The sequence below is a fragment of the Verrucosispora sp. WMMC514 genome (assembly GCF_027497295.1).
In the GTDB taxonomy this organism is placed as follows: Bacteria; Actinomycetota; Actinomycetes; order Mycobacteriales; family Micromonosporaceae; genus Micromonospora; species Micromonospora palythoicola.
This window is the reverse complement of sequence record NZ_CP114906.1, coordinates 5,268,994-5,288,153: the sequence shown is the minus strand read 5'-3', so window position 1 is coordinate 5,288,153 and position 19,160 is coordinate 5,268,994. Positions and strand designations below refer to the sequence as shown.

General features: G+C 71.8%; 16 protein-coding genes. 7 read left to right on the top strand and 9 right to left on the bottom strand.

Going from position 1 to position 19,160, the window contains the following annotated elements; genetic code table 11:
• Window positions 1–3: 3 nt before the first annotated feature.
• The 4 genes from egtB to O7597_RS24560 form a co-directional block, all read right to left on the bottom strand.
• Complete coding sequence (gene egtB, locus O7597_RS24575; RefSeq protein ID WP_281580854.1) at window positions 4–1,338, bottom strand: ergothioneine biosynthesis protein EgtB; 1,335 nt, start codon at window positions 1,336–1,338, stop codon at window positions 4–6.
• The gene (locus O7597_RS24570) at window positions 1,335–2,570 is read right to left on the bottom strand and encodes a glutamate-cysteine ligase family protein (RefSeq protein WP_281580853.1); all 1,236 of its coding nucleotides are present in this window, start codon (window positions 2,568–2,570) and stop codon (window positions 1,335–1,337) included. Before O7597_RS24570 ends, egtB begins: the two co-directional genes overlap by 4 nt.
• A gap of 271 nt (window positions 2,571–2,841) precedes the next feature.
• Entirely contained in the window at window positions 2,842–3,594 is a 753-nt protein-coding gene (locus tag O7597_RS24565; protein ID WP_281580852.1) for a hypothetical protein, read from the bottom strand.
• Window position 3,595: 1 nt separating this feature from the next.
• Window positions 3,596–4,237, bottom strand: coding sequence for an RNA polymerase sigma factor (locus O7597_RS24560; protein WP_281580851.1), 642 nt, complete (start codon window positions 4,235–4,237; stop codon window positions 3,596–3,598).
• Window positions 4,238–4,745: 508 nt separating this feature from the next.
• Here O7597_RS24560 and O7597_RS24555 point away from each other — a divergent pair.
• The 5 genes from O7597_RS24555 (at window position 4,746) to O7597_RS24535 (ending at window position 10,868) form a co-directional block, all read left to right on the top strand.
• A complete protein-coding gene (locus O7597_RS24555; RefSeq protein WP_281580850.1) occupies window positions 4,746–6,113 on the top strand; it encodes a serine/threonine-protein kinase in 1,368 nt (455 codons plus the stop codon).
• Between the two features lie 105 nt (window positions 6,114–6,218).
• The gene (locus O7597_RS24550; RefSeq protein ID WP_269741078.1) at window positions 6,219–7,481 is read left to right on the top strand and encodes a nucleotide sugar dehydrogenase; all 1,263 of its coding nucleotides are present in this window, start codon (window positions 6,219–6,221) and stop codon (window positions 7,479–7,481) included.
• A 178-nt stretch (window positions 7,482–7,659) separates the two neighbouring features.
• On the top strand, window positions 7,660–9,117 hold the full coding sequence (locus O7597_RS24545) for a hypothetical protein (RefSeq protein WP_281580849.1): 1,458 nt from the start codon (window positions 7,660–7,662) through the stop codon (window positions 9,115–9,117).
• 148 nt (window positions 9,118–9,265) lie between these two features.
• On the top strand, window positions 9,266–9,487 hold the full coding sequence (locus O7597_RS24540; protein WP_164447321.1) for a DUF2188 domain-containing protein: 222 nt from the start codon (window positions 9,266–9,268) through the stop codon (window positions 9,485–9,487).
• A 157-nt stretch (window positions 9,488–9,644) separates the two neighbouring features.
• Window positions 9,645–10,868 (top strand): SLC13 family permease, encoded by a 1,224-nt coding sequence (locus O7597_RS24535; RefSeq protein WP_281580848.1) that lies wholly within the window; start codon window positions 9,645–9,647, stop codon window positions 10,866–10,868.
• 41 nt (window positions 10,869–10,909) lie between these two features.
• Here the strand turns inward: O7597_RS24535 and O7597_RS24530 are convergent, their stop codons facing one another.
• The 3 genes from O7597_RS24530 to O7597_RS24520 form a co-directional block, all read right to left on the bottom strand.
• Window positions 10,910–11,728 (bottom strand): MerR family transcriptional regulator, encoded by an 819-nt coding sequence (locus tag O7597_RS24530; RefSeq protein ID WP_269741075.1) that lies wholly within the window; start codon window positions 11,726–11,728, stop codon window positions 10,910–10,912.
• A 68-nt stretch (window positions 11,729–11,796) separates the two neighbouring features.
• A complete protein-coding gene (locus O7597_RS24525) occupies window positions 11,797–13,407 on the bottom strand; it encodes an asparagine synthase-related protein (protein WP_281580847.1) in 1,611 nt (536 codons plus the stop codon).
• 2 nt (window positions 13,408–13,409) lie between these two features.
• Entirely contained in the window at window positions 13,410–14,366 is a 957-nt protein-coding gene (locus tag O7597_RS24520) for a DUF5715 family protein (RefSeq protein WP_269741073.1), read from the bottom strand.
• Between the two features lie 228 nt (window positions 14,367–14,594).
• Here O7597_RS24520 and O7597_RS24515 point away from each other — a divergent pair, with 228 nt between their 5' ends.
• Window positions 14,595–15,449: an alpha/beta hydrolase gene (locus tag O7597_RS24515; protein ID WP_269741072.1), complete on the top strand. Its 855-nt coding sequence runs from the start codon at window positions 14,595–14,597 to the stop codon at window positions 15,447–15,449.
• 49 nt (window positions 15,450–15,498) lie between these two features.
• Here O7597_RS24515 and O7597_RS24510 read toward each other — a convergent pair whose 3' ends face one another.
• The gene (locus O7597_RS24510) at window positions 15,499–16,074 is read right to left on the bottom strand and encodes a TetR family transcriptional regulator (RefSeq protein ID WP_281580846.1); all 576 of its coding nucleotides are present in this window, start codon (window positions 16,072–16,074) and stop codon (window positions 15,499–15,501) included.
• A 158-nt stretch (window positions 16,075–16,232) separates the two neighbouring features.
• Between O7597_RS24510 and O7597_RS24505 the strand changes: the two genes are divergently transcribed.
• Complete coding sequence (locus tag O7597_RS24505; protein ID WP_281580845.1) at window positions 16,233–17,933, top strand: DEAD/DEAH box helicase; 1,701 nt, start codon at window positions 16,233–16,235, stop codon at window positions 17,931–17,933.
• A gap of 107 nt (window positions 17,934–18,040) precedes the next feature.
• Here the strand turns inward: O7597_RS24505 and O7597_RS24500 are convergent, their stop codons facing one another.
• On the bottom strand, window positions 18,041–19,138 hold the full coding sequence (locus tag O7597_RS24500) for an ABC transporter substrate-binding protein (RefSeq protein WP_164447329.1): 1,098 nt from the start codon (window positions 19,136–19,138) through the stop codon (window positions 18,041–18,043).
• Window positions 19,139–19,160 lie beyond the last annotated feature (22 nt).

Below are 19,160 nucleotides of genomic sequence, written 5' to 3'. Positions count from 1 at the left end.
CCGTCACCGGTGCGCCTCGTCGGGCCGGGCGTCGCGAGCGCAGCGGAAGCCGCTGAAGATCTGTCGCCGGATCGGGTAGTCCCAGTTGCGGAACGTGCCGCGGCAGGCCGCCCGGTCGGTGCCGAACGAACCGCCCCGCAGCACCTGGTGGTCGTCGCCGAAGAAGACCTCGGAGTATTCCCGGTAGGGGAAGGCCGCGAAGCCCGGGTAGCCCCGGAAGGGGGTGGCGGTCCACTCCCACACGTCGCCGATGAGCTGGTGCACGCCCAGCGGCGAGACGCCCGCCGGGTAGGCGCCCACCGGTGCCGGCGCCAGGTGCCGTTGGCCCAGGTTGGCGTGCGCGGAGGTGGGGTCGTCGTCGCCCCACGGATAGCGTCGGGACCGGCCGGTCGCCGGATCCCACCGGGCGGCCTTCTCCCACTCCGCCTCGGTGGGCAGCCGCTTGCCCGCCCAGGTGGCGTACGCCTGCGCCTCGTGGAAGCAGACGTGCACCACCGGCTCGTCGTCGCGAACCCGGTCCCAACGGCCGAACCGCAGGTAGGACCAGCCGTCGCCGTCCCGCCGCCAGTGCATCGGCGCGGTGAGCCCGGCCTGCCGACGATGCCGCCAGCCCACCTCGGTCCACCAGCGCGGGTCGTCGTATCCCCCGTCGGCGATGAAGGCGCGGTACGCACCGTTGGTCACCGGCGCGGCGTCGATGACGTACGCGGGCAGCTCCACCCGGTGGGCCGGCCGCTCGTTGTCCAGGGCCCAGGGGTCCGTGTCGGTGCCCATCACGAACGGGCCGGCGGGCACCAGCACCTCGGCGGGCACCCGTACGGTCGGCTCGGGTGGCGGCGACGCGTGCAACGCCACCGGGCCGGACCGCAACTGGTGGGTGGCGAGCATGGTCTCGTCGTGCTGCTGCTCGTGCTGCACGATCATGCCGAAGGCGAACCCGTCGGCGACCAGCCGGGAATCGTCGAAGGTGACGCGGTCCAGCAGGTCGTGGACCTTCTCCCGAACCGTGGCCACGTACGCCCGGGCCTCCGCCGGAGGCAACAGCGGCAACGACGGGCGGTCCCGACGCGGTTGCTTGAACGCGTCGTACAGGTCGTCGATGTCGCACCGGACCGCCTCCCGCCCGCCCACGTCGCGCACCAGCCAGAGCTCCTCCTGGTTGCCCACGTGCGCCAGGTCCCAGACCAGCGGGGACATCAGCGGTGAGTGCTGGCGCATCAGATCGGCGTCGTCCACCGCCTCGGTCAGCAGAGCGGTCCGGGCACGGGTACGGGCGAGTTCCGCCGCGATCCGGTCGCGCAACCCCTCGGTGTCGCGGTCGGTGCTGGTGTCGGTCACGGCTGACTCCTCTCCGCGGCGGCACACCGCCGTCGTAGTCCCTGGTCGATCTCGCGGTGCAGGGCGGGCGGCAGCTCCAGCCTCGGGAGCGCGCTCCGGGCCAGGTCGAGCAGATCAGTGGCGGCGCGGGCCAGGGTCGCGTCCCGCAGGCCGTACCGCGCGGCGCGGTGCCAGCCGTCGACGGCGGGCGCGGTCACCGCGATCGCCGCGTCGATGGTGTCGGGGCCGCTGAGCAGGGCGCTGAACACCGCCAACGGCAGGATCCAGCCCCGCCCCGGTTGGGCGTCGAGGTATCGGATCTCCAGGTAGCCACGCGGACGCACCGGCGGGAAGAGTGTGCTGACGTGGTACTCCAGGTCGTCGACGCGCGGCGGCCGGTGCAGCGCCCCGTCGATCCAGTCGGCGAACGTCATCTCGGGTGGTGCGGTCCAGTCCGGACCGTCACCCCGCACGCAGAGCAGCGGCGCGGCCAGCACGTAGGCCGTCCAGGCGGCCACCGGATCCCGGTCGGCCCGGTCCGGCGTCCAGACCGGGGCGGTCCGGGCGGGGTCGATGCGCCACCACGCGCCCATCCGGGCCGACGCCCAGCCGGTGTCCCGGCCGGCGTGCCGGCCGGCGGTGGCGAAGGTGGCGAGCAGGGGTGGGCCGGCCGCGTGTACCAGTTGCCACCGGGCCAGCAGGTGCTCGGGCTGCCCGGCGTCGAGGCAGATCTGCAGGCCGGCCGTGCTGTACATCATCGTGCGCCCGTCCGGGCCGCGCCGGTCGAAGACCTGGCGCATCGCCCGGTAGCGGGGAGTGTCGATCACCGACCGGGGAGGTCGGTACGGATCGATGCCGGACCGGCCGAGGGTCAGGCCGGCGGCGTGCAACAGTCTGGTTGCCTGCGCCACGTCGGACTGGGTGGCGTCGATCAACGAGGCGACGCGGGCTCGCGGTGGGGTGGAGATCTCCAGTTGCCCGCCCGGTTCGACGGTCATCGCGCCGCCCTGCAGGAGGCACCGGGCCGGGCTGGTCGGGTCCAGCGTGGTGGGGGCGTACGGCCCCAGTGCCGCGCGTAGCCGCGCGGCGTCGACGGAGCGGGCCGGATCGACGGCGTCGTGGACCGTCCATTCCAGCTCGACCCCCGTGAGCGTGGGTGGACCGGTCTTGAAGCAGATCCGGGCGAGGTGCCGGGCCGCAGCGGCGCGGTCCCGCAGCACCGGGATCCGGTCCACCTCCGGTGACATCACCATGCGTGGCTCCCTTCCCGATCGGATCCGCCGCCACGGTAGCCCACCCCGGTGACATCGACGCCCGACGAACCTGGACCACTCGGTGCCGGCGCACCGGCTCCGAACGCCCGGCACAGCGCGGTGACTGGCAGGAGACGAGGCGCTTCGTCCGATGTCGGCCCGGACGATGTCGCCACAACCTGTCTAGCAGGGGCACACAGCGCGTCGAAAGGATTTCACGATTCGGTCGAATTCGGTCCGGGTGGGAAGCGTGCGGGCTGTCCGGCCCGATTCAGCCGCCGGGGCTCGCGGTCGGCTCCGCGTCGGCACCGGCCCGCAGTTCGCGGCAGTACTCCTCGACGTGTTCCGCGCCGCCGGCCGCGACCACCAGTTCCTCGAACGCGGGCTTGCGTAGTGCCTTTTCCCGCTGCCGTTCCGACTTGGCCAGGTAGGCCCGACACAGCCCCGGCCGGTCGGCGGTGTTGTCCGAGTTGCCGGGACCGACGTACCCGCTGGTGTCGGGGCTCGGTGTCGCCGACGCGCTCGGCGACACCGAGGTGCTCGGTGACCGCGTGGGCACGGAGGTCGCCGTACCGGTGGGCGCACCGGTCGGGGTCGCGGTGGCCTCGCCGGCGGGCGTGCGGTCGTCGACGCCGGGGGCCGGCACGGCCGGGCTGGTGACCACCGGTGACGTGCCCGGACCGGCGCGGTTCAGGCCGACCCCGGCCAGGGCGGCGCCCGCGGTGGCGGTGGCCACCAGCCCGGCGATCCAGGCCACGGCACCGGCGGTGAACCGGTGCCGTCGTCGCCGGGCCACCGGTACCGCCGCCTCCGGCTGGCGGGCGGCCCGAAACGCCGCGACGGCGGCGTCCTCGCCGGCCAGTTCCCGCTCCCGGGCCGGAGCGGCCGCGGCCCGCAACAGGTCGGCCAGCGGGCCGGTCGGGCCCGGCGCCGCCCGGGTGGGCCGGGCGTCCGGGGCGGCGTCCAGCAGCCGCTCGTGGTCGGCACGACGCGACCGGCGCAGCATCAGCAGCAGTCCGCGCATGTCAGCCGTCCACCGGTTCGATCTGGGGCGGGAGGCCGGCCGGCCGGGTGTCCGTCCGGCTCGGGGCCCCGTCCGGTCCGGCCGCCGCGTCGCCCGGGGTGGTGGCCGCTCCTCGCTGGTCCAGTAGGACGGCCAGTCGGCGCAGCCCGCGGTGGGCGGCGGTACGCACCGCACCGGCCCGACGGCCGAGCACCCGTCCGGCGGTCTCCGCGTCGAGCCCGATCACGGCACGCAGCAGGACCGCCTCGGCCTCCCGGGGCGGCAGGCTGGCGATCAGCGCGAGTGCCGCCTCGGTACCGAGGGTCTCACCCGCCCGCTCGGCGGTGTCCGCGTCCCCGGCCAACTCGCTCAGTTCCTGCACCGGCACTGACAGTGCGGGGCGACGGCGCTGCCGGCGCAGGTGATCCATGGCCCGGTTCCGGGCGATGGTGACGGCCCAGGCACGAAATTCCCCACCGGTGAAGGTGGGCAGGTCCCGGGCGACCTGCAGCCAGGTCTCCGACGCGACGTCCTCGGCGTCCGCGCCGACCAGGGCGGTCAGGTAGCGCAGCAGCCCGGGCTGCAGGGTGCGGTAGAGCTGGCGGAAGGCGTCCTCGTCACCGGCCCGGGCTGCCGATACCAGGTCGTCCAGTTCACCGGGCACGGTCGCACCGCCGCTGACCCACCGGCCGCTGACGCGACGCCCGCCTGGCCGGGGCACGCGACGGTTCGGCCCGCTGCGCGCGCCGAACCTCGATCCGCAACCCGCCCCCGTCCACCTGACCGAACCGGGCCGGTGCGGCCCGGTAGCGGATTCTCGCCGACAACGCCGGGGATCACAACCTGGACCGCGCGACCCGCGTCGGCCGACCTGACCGGGCTGAGGTCGGGACCGCCGACGCCGCCGACCGGACGGGTCGAGGCGTACCCGCAGTGAGAATTGTCTACCCGTGTCGCTGCGGTTCGCCGTAACGCGGTGCGGGGCGACGACGCTGCGGCCACCGGCAGCCCGGACGTACCGGGCGGTACCGACGACGATGTTGCACCCGGTGCCGGTGCGATCACCAGCTGACACGTCCGTGGCCCGCCGCCGACGGACATGTCGGTTGCGGCACCGGGACGGCCCGACCCGCCGACGCGCCGGTCGAGCCCGCTGTGGGTACGGTGGTGCCGTGTTGTCTTCGGAGGTCGTACTCAGCGGCCGGTACCGCTTGGACGAGCGTGTCGCCACCGGCGGCATGGGCGACGTCTGGCGGGCAACCGACTTGATCCTCGGCCGGCAGGTCGCGGTCAAGGTGCTGCTGCCCGCGCTCGTCTCCGATCCTGACTTCATCGCCCGGTTCCGCGCCGAGGCGCGGATCATGGCGGCGCTGCGGCACCCGGGGATCGTGCAGGTCTACGACTGCGGCGAGGACGATCTGCCCGACGGTGGCCGAGCCGACTACCTGGTCATGGAGTTCGTCACCGGTCAACCGCTGTCCAAGCGGATCGAGGCCGAGGGCCGCTTGGACGTGGGCGTGGCCATGTCGGTGGTGGCCCAGGCGGCGCAGGCGTTGCACGCCGCGCACCTCGGCGGGATCGTGCACCGCGACGTCAAACCGAGCAACCTGCTGATGCAGGAGGACGGTACGGTCGTCCTGGTCGACTTCGGGGTCGCCCGGTCGACAAACGTCACGAGCATCACCAGCACGAACGCCGTCCCGGGCACCGCCCTCTACATGGCTCCCGAGCAGGCCGCCGGGCGGCCGGTCTCGGGGGCGACCGACCTGTACGCGCTCGGCGCGGTCGCCTACTGCTGCCTGACCGGCAGTCCGCCGTTCACCGGCGACAACCCCCTCCAGGTCGCCGTCCGGCACCTCGACGACCCGCCACCGGAACTGCCGCACGACATACCCGAGGCGGTCCGGGTGCTGGTCGACCGGGCGCTCGCCAAGGACCCGGCCGACCGGTTCAGCAGCGGCGCGGCGATGGCGGAGGCGGCCCGGGCCGCCGTTTCGGAGGGCAGCCTGCCCACCACGGTGACCCCGATGGGACCGGCGCTGCGCGACGCGGGACCGGACACGCGCACCGGGCAGCCGGTGTTCGACCCACGGCCACCGGGCCGACGACGGCGCGGCAAGCTGGTCGGCGCGCTGACCGCCGTGCTGGTCGGGATGACGGCGCTCGGTGCGGCGCTCGGCGCCACGCAGGAGGCGAACACCCCGGCGGTCAAGCTGCCGACGACCGCGCCGACGGCGGAGTCCAGCGTCGAGGACGAGGCACCGCCGAGCCCGCAGGAGAGCGCACCTGCGCAGGCGCCGTCGCTGCGTCCGGCGGGCTCGACCAGCCGACCGACCGAGTCCCCGTCGCCCGAGCCGTCCTCCCCGCAGCCCAGCGAGTCGAGCGAACCCCCGTCGCCGGATCCGACCGGCTCCAGCCCCGACACCCCGGATCCGACGGGCACGTCCAGCAGCCCCACCCCACCGGCCTCCCCCACGCCGTCGGCGACGAGCACCGAACCCGAGGTGGATCCGGGCACCGGCGAGGGCGAGGGCGGCTGACCACACCAGCCTCAACCTTCCCGAAATCCCCGAAACGGACGTACGGCACCACACCGCGTTCTAGGCTCCTCACCAGCAGTTATCTCCTAGGGTGTGGGAGTTCGGGTGAGCGTGGAGAAGTTGGTCGTCGTCGGCCAGGGTTACGTCGGTCTGCCGCTGGCCATGCAGGCCGTCGAGGCCGGGATGGACGTGGTCGGCCTGGACGTCGACGCCGACCGGATCAAGCGGCTCGCCTCCGGCGAGTCGTTCGTGTCGGACATCCCGGCCGACCGGCTCGGCCGGGCCCTGGCCAGCGGTCGCTACCAGCCGAGCACCGAGTACGCCGATGCGAAGGACTTCGACGTCTGCGTCATCACCGTGCCCACTCCGCTGCGCGACGGCACCCCCGACCTGAGCTTCGTGGAACAGGCCGGTACGAGGATCGGACCGTACCTGCGGCCCGGCTGCACCGTGGTCCTGGAGTCGACCACCTACCCCGGCACCACCGAGGAGCTGCTCCGCCCGCTGCTGGAGGCGGCCAGTGGGCTGCGTAGTCCCGGGGACTACCACCTCGGGTACAGCCCCGAACGCATCGATCCGGGCAACCCGACGTGGCAGCTGGCGAACACGCCGAAGGTGGTTTCCGGGGTGGACGCCGCCGCGCTGGCGCGGGTCGACTCGTTCTACCGGCGACTGGTCCAGCGCACGGTGCCGGTGGACTCGACCCGGGTCGCCGAGCTGACCAAGCTCATCGAGAACACCTTCCGCCAGGTCAACATAGCGCTGGTCAACGAGCTGACGATGCTCTCGCACCAGTTGGACATCGACGTGTGGCAGGCCATCGAGGCGGCCGAGACGAAGCCGTTCGGATTCATGCCGTTCCGGCCCGGGCCCGGCGTCGGCGGACACTGCCTGCCGATCGACCCCTGCTACCTCTCCTGGCAGGTCAAGCGCCGGCTCGGCCGGCAGTTCCGGTTCATCGAACTGGCCAACGACGTCAACCACGAGATGCCCGAGCACGTGGCCCAGCGGGTGATGGCCGGGTTGAACCGCTCCGGGCGGGCGGTCCGGGGCGCCCGGCTGCTGCTGCTCGGGTTGGCGTACAAGCGCAACACCGGTGACATGCGTGACTCGCCGGCCGTCGAGGTCGCCCGGCGGCTACGGGAACTCGGCGCCGAGGTCCGGGCGGTCGAGCCGTACGCCGAGGCGCACCACCTCCCCGACGGGGTGCTGACGGTGAGCCTGACCGAGCGTGAGCTGCGCGAGGCCGACGGGGTCGTGGTGGTCACCGACCACGACGTGTTCGACTACGACCTCGTGGTCCGCCATGCCCGATACGTCTTCGACACCCGCAACCGCTGCGCCGGCTCCATGGTGGAACGCCTCTGATGTGACGGTGGCGAACGGGCGTCCACGCCGGGCGGTCATGCCCTACCGTCTCCGAGTCGAGGTCGCCGCGATCGCATCCATTCACATTGGACGCTGAATGTGATCTGGATCACATCGACGACACTCATCTGCGAGTAGGGTACGGCCAACGTCACTACCCTCTCGAAGGGCGTCGCCGATGGTCGGATTGACCCTGCCACGGGGGCGGCAACTGCGCATCGTCAGTGTGGCCGCCACCGGGCTCCTCCTCGCCAGCGTCGCCGTTGCCTCACCCGGCAACGCGCAGACGGTCTCGTCAGCGGCAACCGAGCCAGCCGCGGCCGTCGAGGCACCGCTCGCTGTCGACGAGATCGCCAGCAGCCCCAACCTCAAACTGATCGCCAACCTGCCGAAGCAGGCGCCGTTCAACACCACCGCGGCGCTCGGCACCGACATCGCCTTCCAGGGCAGGTACGCCTTCGTCGGCAACTACGACGGCTTCGTCATCTACGACGTCGCCAAGCCGAGCAAACCGACGATCGTCTCCCAGGTGCTCTGCCCGGGCGCGCAGAACGACGTCTCCGTCTACGGTGACCTGCTCTTCCTGTCGACGGACGCGTCCCGCAACGACGACTCGTGCGGCAGCACCTCCCAGTCCGCCACGATCAAGGAATCGTGGGAGGGCATCAAGATCTTCGACATCAGCCACAAGGCCAGCCCGCGCTACATCAAGGCGGTCGAGACGGCCTGCGGCTCGCACACCCACACCCTGGTACCGGCGAAGGACAAGAAGTCGGTCTACCTGTACGTCTCCTCGTACAGCCCGAACGCCGCCTTCCCGGACTGCCAGCCGCCGCACGACTCGATCAGCATCGTCAAGGTGCCGCTCAAGAAGCCCACCGACGCGGCCGTGGTCGCCACGCCGAACCTCTTCCCCGACGGCGGTTACGGGGGTCGCACCGGCGGCTCGGCGACCTCCGGTTGCCACGACATCACCGCCTACCCGTCAAAGGACCTCGCCGCCGGCGCCTGCATGGGTGACGGGGTGCTGCTGGACATCAGCAAGCGGGAGGCACCACGGGTGCTGCACACCGTGCGGGACACCACCAACTTCGCGTTCTGGCACTCGGCCACCTTCAACAACCGCGGCACCAAGGTCGTCTTCACCGACGAGCTGGGCGGTGGCGGCGGCGCCACCTGCAACGAGGCCGTGGGCCCGGAGCGCGGTGCCAACGCCATCTACGACATCACCGGCCGGGGTGACGCGCGCGAACTGGAGTTCCGCAGCTACTACAAGATCCCGCGGACCAACGCCGACACCGAGAACTGCGTGGCCCACAACGGTTCGCTCATCCCGGTCCTCGGCAAGGACATCATGGTCCAGGCCTGGTATCAGGGCGGCGTCTCGGTGTGGGACTTCACCAACTCCCGCAAGCCCAAGGAGATCGGCTACTGGGAGCGCGGCCCGCTGTCGGAGGACCAGCTCATCATCGGCGGCTCCTGGTCGGCCTACTACTACAACGGGCACATCTACTCCTCCGACATCCAGAAGGGGCTCGACGTGCTCGAGCTCAACGACTGGCGGACGTGGACGGCCAAGCTCGCCTACTTCCGCGAACTGAACGTGCAGACCCAGCCCAGCTACCTGAGCTGGTAGGACCAGCACACCGACCGGGCCCGGTCGCCCCCGCGGGGGGTGGCCGGGCCCGGTCCGTGCCGGACCACGCCCACCAGCCGCCGCAGTGGCCACGTTTTCCCCCGCCCGTCCCGGGTACCTCGTCCGTCACGCAGGGAAGGGGTGGGAGATGACGCGCAACGAGTACCACGTGGTGCCCGACGGCACCGGCTGGAAGGTCGAGCAGGGCAGCACCGTCGTCGGGACGTACGACACGAAGCAGCGGGCGGTCGAGGTCGGGCGCGAGACGGCGCACGGCAACGAGCCCAGCCAGCTCGTGGTGCACACCGCCGACGGGAAGATCGAGACCGAGTACACCTACCAGGACGACCCGTACCCGCCCGCCGGCTGAGCGGGCCACACCGGCGGCGGCCTGCCGACACCATCCACTCCGGGTGCGGTCGGCAGGCCGCCGTCCCGGTTGCGCTGTCACCGCCGGCCGTGCCCGCCGTCACCGGCACCGGCACCGGAACCGGCAGCGTACGCCGGGCGTGTCAGGATGGCCGACCGTGACCTCCGCCGGGGCTGCCCCGCCCGCCCCGATCCGACCGACCCGACGACGCCCGCACCCGCTCGACGCGATCGCCGTCGCGCTCGCCGTCGTCGGGGCCGGCTGCGTGGCGACCGGGCTGCTGCCCCGTCCCGAGGCCGCCGCCACCCTCGGCCGGATCCTGCCGCTGCTGATCTTCCTCGGCACCGTGGTGATCCTCGCCGAACTGACCGCGGCCGCCGGCGTCTTCGACGTGCTCGCGACCCGGTTGGCCGGCGCCGCCGGAGGTAGCTGGCCGGCGCTGTTCGCGCTCTGTGTCGGCTTCGCCGCGGTGACCACCGTCGTGCTCAACCTGGACACCACCGCCGTGCTGCTCACCCCGGTGCTGCTCACCCTGGCGGTCACGCTGCGCACCGCGGTGGCGCCGCTGGCGGTCACCACCGTCTGGCTGGCGAACACGGCCAGCCTGCTGCTGCCGGTGTCCAACCTGACAAACCTGCTCGCCGCGGACCGGATCGGGCTGGACCCGCTCACGTACGCGAGCCTGATGTGGCTGCCGCAACTGGCCGTGCTCGCGGTCACCACGGTGCTGCTCTGGTACTGCTGGTGGCGGCCGGAGCGACCGCCGGGCAACCGGTTCCCGACACCGGCACCGCACCGTCCGCCCGACCCGGTGCTGTACCGCATCGCGCTCGCGGGCTGCCTGGTGTTCGTCGGCGCGATCCTGACCGGCGTGCCGGTCGGCCTCGGCTCGGCGGTCGCCGCCGGTCTGCTGGTGGTCGCCTTCGCGCTCCGCTCGCCCGCCGCGCTGCGGTACGCGCTGGTCCCCTGGCGGTTGCTGCTCTTCGTCACCGGACTGTTCCTGGTGATCCAGACGGTCGGTCGGCACGGGTTGAACGACCTGGTGGTCGGACTGGTCGGGCGGGACGGTGGGGTCCTGGGCGCGCTACGCGCGGGCGGTACCGGAGCTCTGCTGGCCAACCTGGTGAACAATCTGCCGGCCTATCTGGCCGGTGAGGTGGCGCTGCCCGCCGGGGAACGGCAGCGACTGCTGGCGCTGCTGATCGGCACCAACGTGGGACCGCTGGCGCTGCCCTGGGCGTCGCTGGCGACGCTGCTGTGGCTGGAACGCTGCCGAGCCGCCCGGGTCCGGGTACCGGTGCTTCGGTTCCTGGTGACGAGTGCCGCGGTCGCGGTGCTCGGCACGCTCGTCGCGGTCGGCGCCCTGCTGCTCACGGGCTGACCTGGACCACCGCGCGGCGGGTGGCCGGCCACCAGCCCGGTTCAGGCCCGACGTACCGGCAGCTGCAGCTCGGTGACCCCCTTGTCGGCCTCCTCCGGCCAGTACTCGACATAGAACTCGCGAGCGTAGCCGTCCGGCCGCCAGTCGTTCTCCTCGATCCACCGGGCCAGCACCTGCATGCTGCGGTCGGCCGTGTCCATCGGGCCGTGGTGGATCGTCGTCGCCGCCGTGATCTCCGGCAGTTCCACCACGGCGACGTCACCGGCCGCCGTTGCGCCTTCGATCCCCACCCCGGCATGCACGACCACGCCCTCACCGTCGGCGGCCTGGTCGTACCAGGCCACCGCCGGTCCGGCCGGGTGCACCCCGGCCTCCTCCAGCCGGCGGAACAGCTCCGGGTAGAGCGGCGTCAGTACCGGACCGATGTCCGCCGGCTCGTAGCTGCGGGCGACGGCACTCAGCTCCGCGACCCGGATCGGCGGCACCTGCTTGAGTACGACATCCTGGCTGGTCATCTGACCCTCCGTCTCGATCATGTGGAGCCTCGCCTCGACGCTCGACAGCCGCGCCGTGTCCGCCGCCACCTGGGCCGCCAACTGGGCCCGGCGCAGCCGCAGCATGCCCCGCAGCTCACCGAGGTCGACAGTCTCGTCGAGGATCGCCCGCACCTGGGCCAGGGTCAGCCCGAGGTCCTTCAGCGCGATCACCCGGTTGAGCCGACCCAACTGGGCGGCGGTGTAGTAGCGGTAGCCGCTGTGCGGATCGACGGCGGCCGGCGGTAGCAGCCCGAGGCTGTCGTAGTGCCGAAGCATCCGTACCGACACGCGGCCGAGGCTGGCGAAGTCTCCGATGGTCAACATGGCACCTCCACGGTCGGCGCTGACACCGTGTCAGAGTCAAGCCTGGCCCACCGGACGCCGGCAACGGTTCAGCCGGGCAGCGGGGCCTCGTCGCCACGGTTGCGGCGCGGGGACACCAGCCGGCGCATGATCGGGGTGGCGTTCCACTTCGCCGCGCCGACCAGGTCGCGGGCGTGTTCGAGCACCGTGTAGTCGGGCCTCGCCCGGCCGGCGGCGAGCGCGGCGTCCAGGTCGTTGCCGCAGCGCGTCAGCACGCTGTCGAAGTCGCGGCGGACCGGCTCCAGCAGGTGGTAGCCGAAGGAGCGGTGCAGGCGGGCGAAGAGCGGCTTGTACAGCCGGGTCCGCTCGTGCAGCCCGGAGGAGTACGACATGGGGTGCTTCGGCCGACGTCGGATGTAGTCGGGCAGCAGGTCGGCGAACGCCCGACGGACGATCCACTTCTCCTGGCCGTCCCGCATCTTCAACTCGATCGGCAACCGCATCGCCAACTCGACCAGCGCGAGATCGAGGAAGGGCACCCGGGCCTCGACGCCGAAGGCCATGCTGGTGCGGTCGACCCGCTGCAACTCGGTCCGGCACAGGTTTCGGATCTTGTGCAGGAAGAGTCGCCGGGACGCCTCCGGGCCCACCTCGTGATACATCGGGTAACCGCCGAACAGCTCGTCGGATCCGTCCCCGGTAAGCACGACCTTGACGCCGAGTTCCCGCAGCCTGCGAAAGATCGGTACGGAGACCACGGCGTTGATGATGTCGCCGTACTCGGTCAGCTCCGATATCCGGATCGCCTCCCGCACGTCCGCCAGCCGGATGTCGCGCGGGCGTAACTCCACCACCTCGTGCGCGACGCCGAGGTCCTTCGCCAGCCGCCGCGCGTACGCCAGGTCGGGGCTCTGCGGCACGCCGACGGTGACGGCGACGCAGTCCGGGTGCGACCGCGCCGCGTGCAGCAGCGCCAGGGAGCTGTCCAGGCCACCGGAGAGCACCACGCCGACCGTGAGATCGGTGTCCAACCGCACCCGGAGGCTGTCGGTGAGGGCGGCACGGACGAGCAGGGCGGCCTCGTCCGGGTCCGCCACCACCGGCCGGCCCGCGCCGAGGGCGAGCAGATCCACGTACGGTCGTAGCTGGACCTCACCGTCGGCGTCGGCCCAGCCATGGTGCCCCGGCGGCACCTCGGCCACCGGCGCGCCCAGCCGGACCAGCGCCTTGATCTCACTGGCGAGGTGCAGGCAGCCCGGGGTCCGCGCCCAGTACAGCGGCTTGACCCCGAGCGGATCCCGGACCAGGTACGCGCGCCCGGTGGCCCGTTCCACCACGACGAAGGCGTACTCGCCGCGCAACCGGGTCACCATCCGCTCGCCCCAGTGCTCGAACGCGGCGAGCACCACCTCGGTGTCGCTGGCACTGCGGAACCGGTGGCCGAGAGCGGTCAGCTCGGTCCGCAGCTCGTGGTGGTTGAAGACCTCGCCGTTGTAGCAGAGCAGCCAACGCTCGTCGGCGGAGACCCAGGGCTGTACCGCGCGCTCCCGGTCCACCACCCGCAGCCGCCGGGTTCCGGCGAGCAGTCCGTTCTCGTGCCGGGTCTCGGTCACCTCGCCCCGTGGCGCGAGCGTGCCGAGCATCCGCCGGAAGATGGCGGGATCGGCCTCCGGGCCGATGCTGAGCATGATCCCGCACATCGTCAGATCCCCATCTCGGCCTCGTACGCGCGGCGCAGCCGCAGCGCCGCCGACGGCGCGAGGCAGATGTGCCACGCCTGCCCCTCGTCGACCACGTTGATCTCGCCGGCCCGCTGCCGGTTCAGCAGCAGCCCGGCCAGGGTCTCGCGCACACCGAAGCGGCGGTACCAGTCCATCTCCACGTCCACCGCCCAGCCCAGGCAGTGGCCGCTGGGCACCATCGCGGCGTACCCGAGGCGTCGCAACCGGTACTGGTGTTCGGCGCTGCGGACCAGGCTGGTCACCCACAGCGGCGGGGCGCCGGCCGGGGTGGCGGCGGCGAATTCACGCCCGATGTCGTTGAGCAGCGCGATCACCTCGCGGCGGGCCCGGCGGAACAACAGCCCGGCGGTACGCGGCGTGGCGTCGGGCAGCACCCGACGACGCAGCGCCCGTACGCCCCGGCCGACGATCGTGCGGGGTTGCTCGGTGTACTGGAAGCGCAGCAGGCCCCGGCGCCGCAGCCATTCGAGGTCCACCAGCTCGGTGCTGTGGTTCACCTGCGTGTCGGTGAGGAACGTGGCGGCGTCGCGCCACCACATCACGTCGATCCGCGACAGCAGGTAGATCCGCACGAGGGCGGCCAGGTCGGCGGCGGAGCTGCGCTCGTTCGGCTGGTAGCGGGCCATCTCCAGCAGCAGGGTCTCGCGGGCTCCGATCAGGCCCTGGGAGGTGGCGTCGAGCACCCGCACGATGGCCGGCTCCCGCAGTCGCTGGTCGATCAGCACCTGACGGGCCTTCGCGCTGCCCTCTCCGGCCAGCGCGCTCACCTCGACCAACAGCTCGGCCACGGCGTCGCGGTAGGCCGCCAGGTCGGGCGGGGCCGCGGCGAGCGGGCGCACGACGCCTCGGGGGCGACGGCGAGCCGGAGTGACGGCAGGACCGGATCGGTGTCCCGGGCTTCGGCTGGGCACTCGCATGATCGGTCCTCTCTGCCGCCGCGATGATCGCTCGTAACAGAAAGTAACGTCACCGATCCGGATGAGTACGAGCAATACTCCCGTATCCCCCTAAGGCGTGGCAGAACACGCCGGTGGGCGGGCACCGCCTCGGCGACGGACAGAACGGACCCGACCGAGCACGGCCATGTACCATTCGGTACATGGCCGTGCCGCGGAGGTACGGTCGATCGACAGGAGGCCCGGTCGATGCCGACCATCACCCTGACCGCCGGGACGATCGACTACACCGACACGGGTGGTGACGGACCGGTCCTGGTGCTGCTGCACGGGGTGAACATGGACGCGACACTGTGGCGTCGGGTGGTCACCGAACTCGGGCCCACCGTGCGCTGCGTCTGCCCCACGCTGCCGCTCGGCAGCCACCGGCGACCGATGGCCCGACCGGAGCTGGTCACCCACCGCGGCGTCGCCGCGCTCGTGGGAGAACTGCTCGACGCGCTGGACCTGCGCGAGGTGACCCTGGTCGCCAACGACTGGGGTGGCGTGCAGTTCCTCGTGGCCGACGGTCCGACCGACCGGATCGCCGCTCTGGTGCTGGTCGCCTGCGAGGCGTTCGACAACTTCCCACCGGGCAGACCGGGCAAGGCGGTGGCGAAGAGCGCGCGACTGCCCGGTGCGCTCTGGCTGTCGATGCACCTGCAACGGTTCGGCTGGTTCCGCCGCGCCCCCGGTGCCTGGGGATGGATGAGCAAGTACCCGATTCCCGACGAGGTGATGGACGCCTGGTTCCGGCCCGCGCAGCGGGACCGGGCGATCCGACGGGACCTGCGCACCTTCGCGCTGTCCACCCCGCCGAAGGCGGAACTGCGGGCCCTGCCCGACCGGGTGGCGTCGTTCGACCGACCGGTCCTCGTGGTCTGGGCCCGCGAGGACAAGCTCATGCCCCGCTCGCACGGGCCCCGGCTGGCGGCACTGTTTCGGCGGGGCCGGCTGGTCGAGATCGACGACAGCTACACGCTGATACCCGAGGACCAGCCCCGCCGGCTCGCGGCGGAGCTCGCCCGGTTCGTCTCCACCGAGGTGCACCGCCCGCACCACTGAGCCCACCCACGACCGGACGCGTCACCGGGTCACCGGCCGCGGCGAGAGGTCACCCGGCTCGGCTGGTCGGACGCGTGGACTCCAGGAAGGCCGCCATGGTGGTGTCGGCGGTGGCCCGGTCACCGGTGAGCGCCAACTCGAACAACACGCCCCGAGTCATCGCCATCGCCATCCGCGCCTGCGTCCGGGCCGGCCCGGGCGGGTGGCCCACCTGCTCGAAGAACCGACCGAGCCGGTCGGTCCAGACGGTGATCCAGGTACGCAGCGCACCGGCCCACCCGTGCCCCTGCATCGCCGCCGCCGACATCTCGAAGAACAGCGGCGCGAAGGCCCGGTCGTCGGCGAGCCGGACCCAGAACCGCCAGGCGCCCTCGTACGGGTCGTCCATCGCCTCGCGGAGCAGCGATTCGAGCAGTTCCTGCTGGGTCCGCCAGACGGCCTCGACCATCGCGGTGAGCAACCCCTCACGGGAGCCGAAGTGGTAGATCAACATCCGGTGGCTGGTGCCGATCTCCGCGGCGAGCGTACGCAGACTCGTGTCGCCGACGCCGTTGGCCGCGAAGTACGCGATCACCCGCCGCAGGAGAGCCTGCTGCGGGCCGCCGGCCGACACCGTGACTGTCACGACCCGATGCTAGGTCACCGCAAGTCTTCGTCCGGGATACCGATCAGCTGTCGACGAGCCCGCGTCGTCCGTGTTCACGCCGCCGCCTCGGGCGGCCCCGCACACATCTTCGGGTGGTCGCCGCAGCGGACCGGTGGGCGTGATGAAAGGCTTGACCCATGAGTTCCACGTCCGTACTGCCCGACCCGTCCACCGAGCCGCCCGCCTTCACGGAACTCGGCCTCCGGCCCGAACTGCTCGCCGCGCTCGCCGCGCTCGGGTACGAGGAGCCGACGCCGATCCAGCGGGAGGCGATCCCGCCGCTGCTGGCCGGCCGGGATCTGCTCGGGCAGGCGGCGACGGGCACCGGCAAGACGGCGGCGTTCGCCCTGCCCCTGTTGCAGCGGATGCCCGACGACCGGGCCGGCGAGGACCCGGTCGCGCTGGTGCTGGTGCCGACCCGGGAACTCGCGGTGCAGGTCTCCGAGGCGTTCCACCGCTACGGCAAGGACCTCGGTGCCCGGGTGCTGCCGATCTACGGTGGGCAGCCGATCGGTCGGCAGCTGCGGGCGCTGGACGCCGGGGTCGACGTCGTGGTGGCCACGCCCGGTCGCGCCCTGGACCACATCGCCCGGGGCACCCTGCGGCTGGGCAACCTCGCCACGGTGGTGCTCGACGAGGCGGACGAGATGCTCGACATGGGGTTCGCCGAGGACATCGAGGCGATCCTGGAACACGCCCCCGAGCAGCGGCAGACGGTGCTCTTCTCGGCCACCATGCCGGCGCGTATCGACGGGATGGCCCGAGCGCACCTGACCGACCCGGTACGCATCCTGATCGCCCGCGAGCAGCCGGTGGCCGGCGAGGCCCCCCGGGTACGGCAGAGCGCGTACCTGGTGGCAAGGGCGCACAAGCCGGCGGCGCTGGGGCGGGTGCTGGACGTCGAGTCCCCCACCGCGGCGATCGTGTTCTGCCGCAGCCGGGAGGAGGTGGACCGGCTCACCGAGACGATGAACGGTCGCGGCTACCGGGCCGAGGCACTGCACGGCGGCATGAGCCAGGAACAGCGCGACCGGGTGATGGGGCGGCTGCGCGCCGGCACCGCGGACCTGCTGGTCGCCACCGACGTGGCGGCCCGTGGGCTCGACGTCGAGCAGCTCAGCCACGTGGTCAACTTCGACGTGCCGTCGGCGCCCGAGTCGTACGTGCACCGCATCGGCCGGGTGGGCCGGGCCGGTCGGGAGGGGGTCGCGATCACCCTGGCCGAGCCCCGGGAGCACCGGATGCTCAAGACCATCGAGCGGGTCACCGGCCAGCGGATCACCATAGACAAGATCCCCACGGTCGCCGACCTACGGACCCGCCGTCTGGAGCTGACCCAGGCCGCGCTGCGGGAGAGCCTGCTGGAGGACGACCTGGATCCGTTCCGGGTGATCGTCGAGACGCTGAGCGACGAGTTCGACCTGATGGAGGTGGCGCTCGCCGCGGTGAAGTTGGCCCACGAGGCGACGCTGCCCGGTTCCGACGAGGCCGAGGAGGAGATCCCGCAGGTCGCGGTCCGCCCGCCCCGGGAGGGCCGGGCGGCGGGGTACGAGGGCCGGGGTGAGCGCCGGCCGGCGCGTCCCCGCACCGCCGGCACCACCCAGGTCTTCATCGGAGTGGGCCGACGGGCCGGGGTACGCCCGCAGGATCTGGTGGGTGCGATCACCGGGGAGACCGGGGTCCGGGGCCGGGACATCGGCTCGATCGAGATCGCCGATCGATTCTCCCTGGTGGAGGTGCCTGTCACTGTCGCCGACGAGGTCATCGCCGGGCTGCGGGGAAGCACCATCAAGGGTCGCAAGGCCACCGTCCGCCGGGACCGCGACGAGCGCCGCTGACCGCAGCGCCGTCCGTTGCCGGTCACTGGGGCACGACGAGCCGTCGGCGGTCGCCGGAAGCGACCGCCGACGGCGAGGTCACCGCGCGGGATATACGGGTCGTGCTGTCAGCTGCCAGCACTCTCGTGGACGGTGGGGAAGGTGAGGTCCTTCCAGCTGCCCGGGGTCTTCGAGATCATTCCGATCTCCTTCATGAAACCGGCGATGTCCTGGAGACCGTGCGGTTCGGTCGTGTAGGTGATCGCCGGATTGGTGAGGTACTTCTCGAAGCTCTCCGGCGAGGTCTTTCCGCCGGAGTTCGTCGAGAGGTCGTTCGCCGCCGCGGCCGGGTTGTCCGCGAGCGCGCCGATCTGCTTCTCCAGGATCGAATAGAACTTCGTCGAGAACTCGGTGTTCTGCTCGTAGTACTCGTTCATCATGAACACGCCGTTGAACATGATCGGCCCGAAGAGGTCACTGCTCTTCAGGACGACGCGCATGCCCTGATCCTGCTCGTCGAACTGGAACGGCGGTGAGGTCAGGTGCCCGGCGATCTGGCCACTGACCAGATTCTGCAAGCCGTCCGGGTGAGACATCGGCACGATGTTGGTGTCGAGCGCCTTGGCGTCACCGAGCTGCGCCTGGGCTCCCTTGCGGAGGACCAGCGCCTGGATAGACGTCAACGAGGGCATTGCGATCTTGTCGGAGCCGGTGAAGTCACTGAGAGACTTGAGACGCTCGTCCTTGGCCATCAGCCACAGCTCCGCGTCGTTGAGTGAGGCGAGGTACCGCCAGTCGACGCCCTTGTCCCAGGCCAGAATCATCTGCGCCGCGCTACCCGCGCCGACCTGGATGTCGCCGGAGATCATGCCGTCCTGCACTGCGGCGCTGGACGACAACTCCGTCCACTCGAACGTTGTGTTGGGGAATTCCTTCTCCAGGGTGCCGCTCTGCTTGAGCAGGATGAGCGGAGCGTATGACAGGCCCGGCTGGTACGCGATGGTGACCTTGGCCGGCATACCGTCACTGGCCTGCTCGGTGGCTTCGTCCGAACCGCACGCGGTCGAGGTCAGCAGGAGCGCGGCAAGTGCGGCGACGGCGGTGAAACGGGATCGCCGAGCGGTTCGAGGCTTGGTTGAAGTCATGAAGTGAACCCCACCTTGTCTTGCTGGTAGTGGACGGGGGTGTGCGGTGGACAGTTGCGTTCCACCTGCGGTGGTGGTCACCGGAAGGCCGACGGGTCGGCGA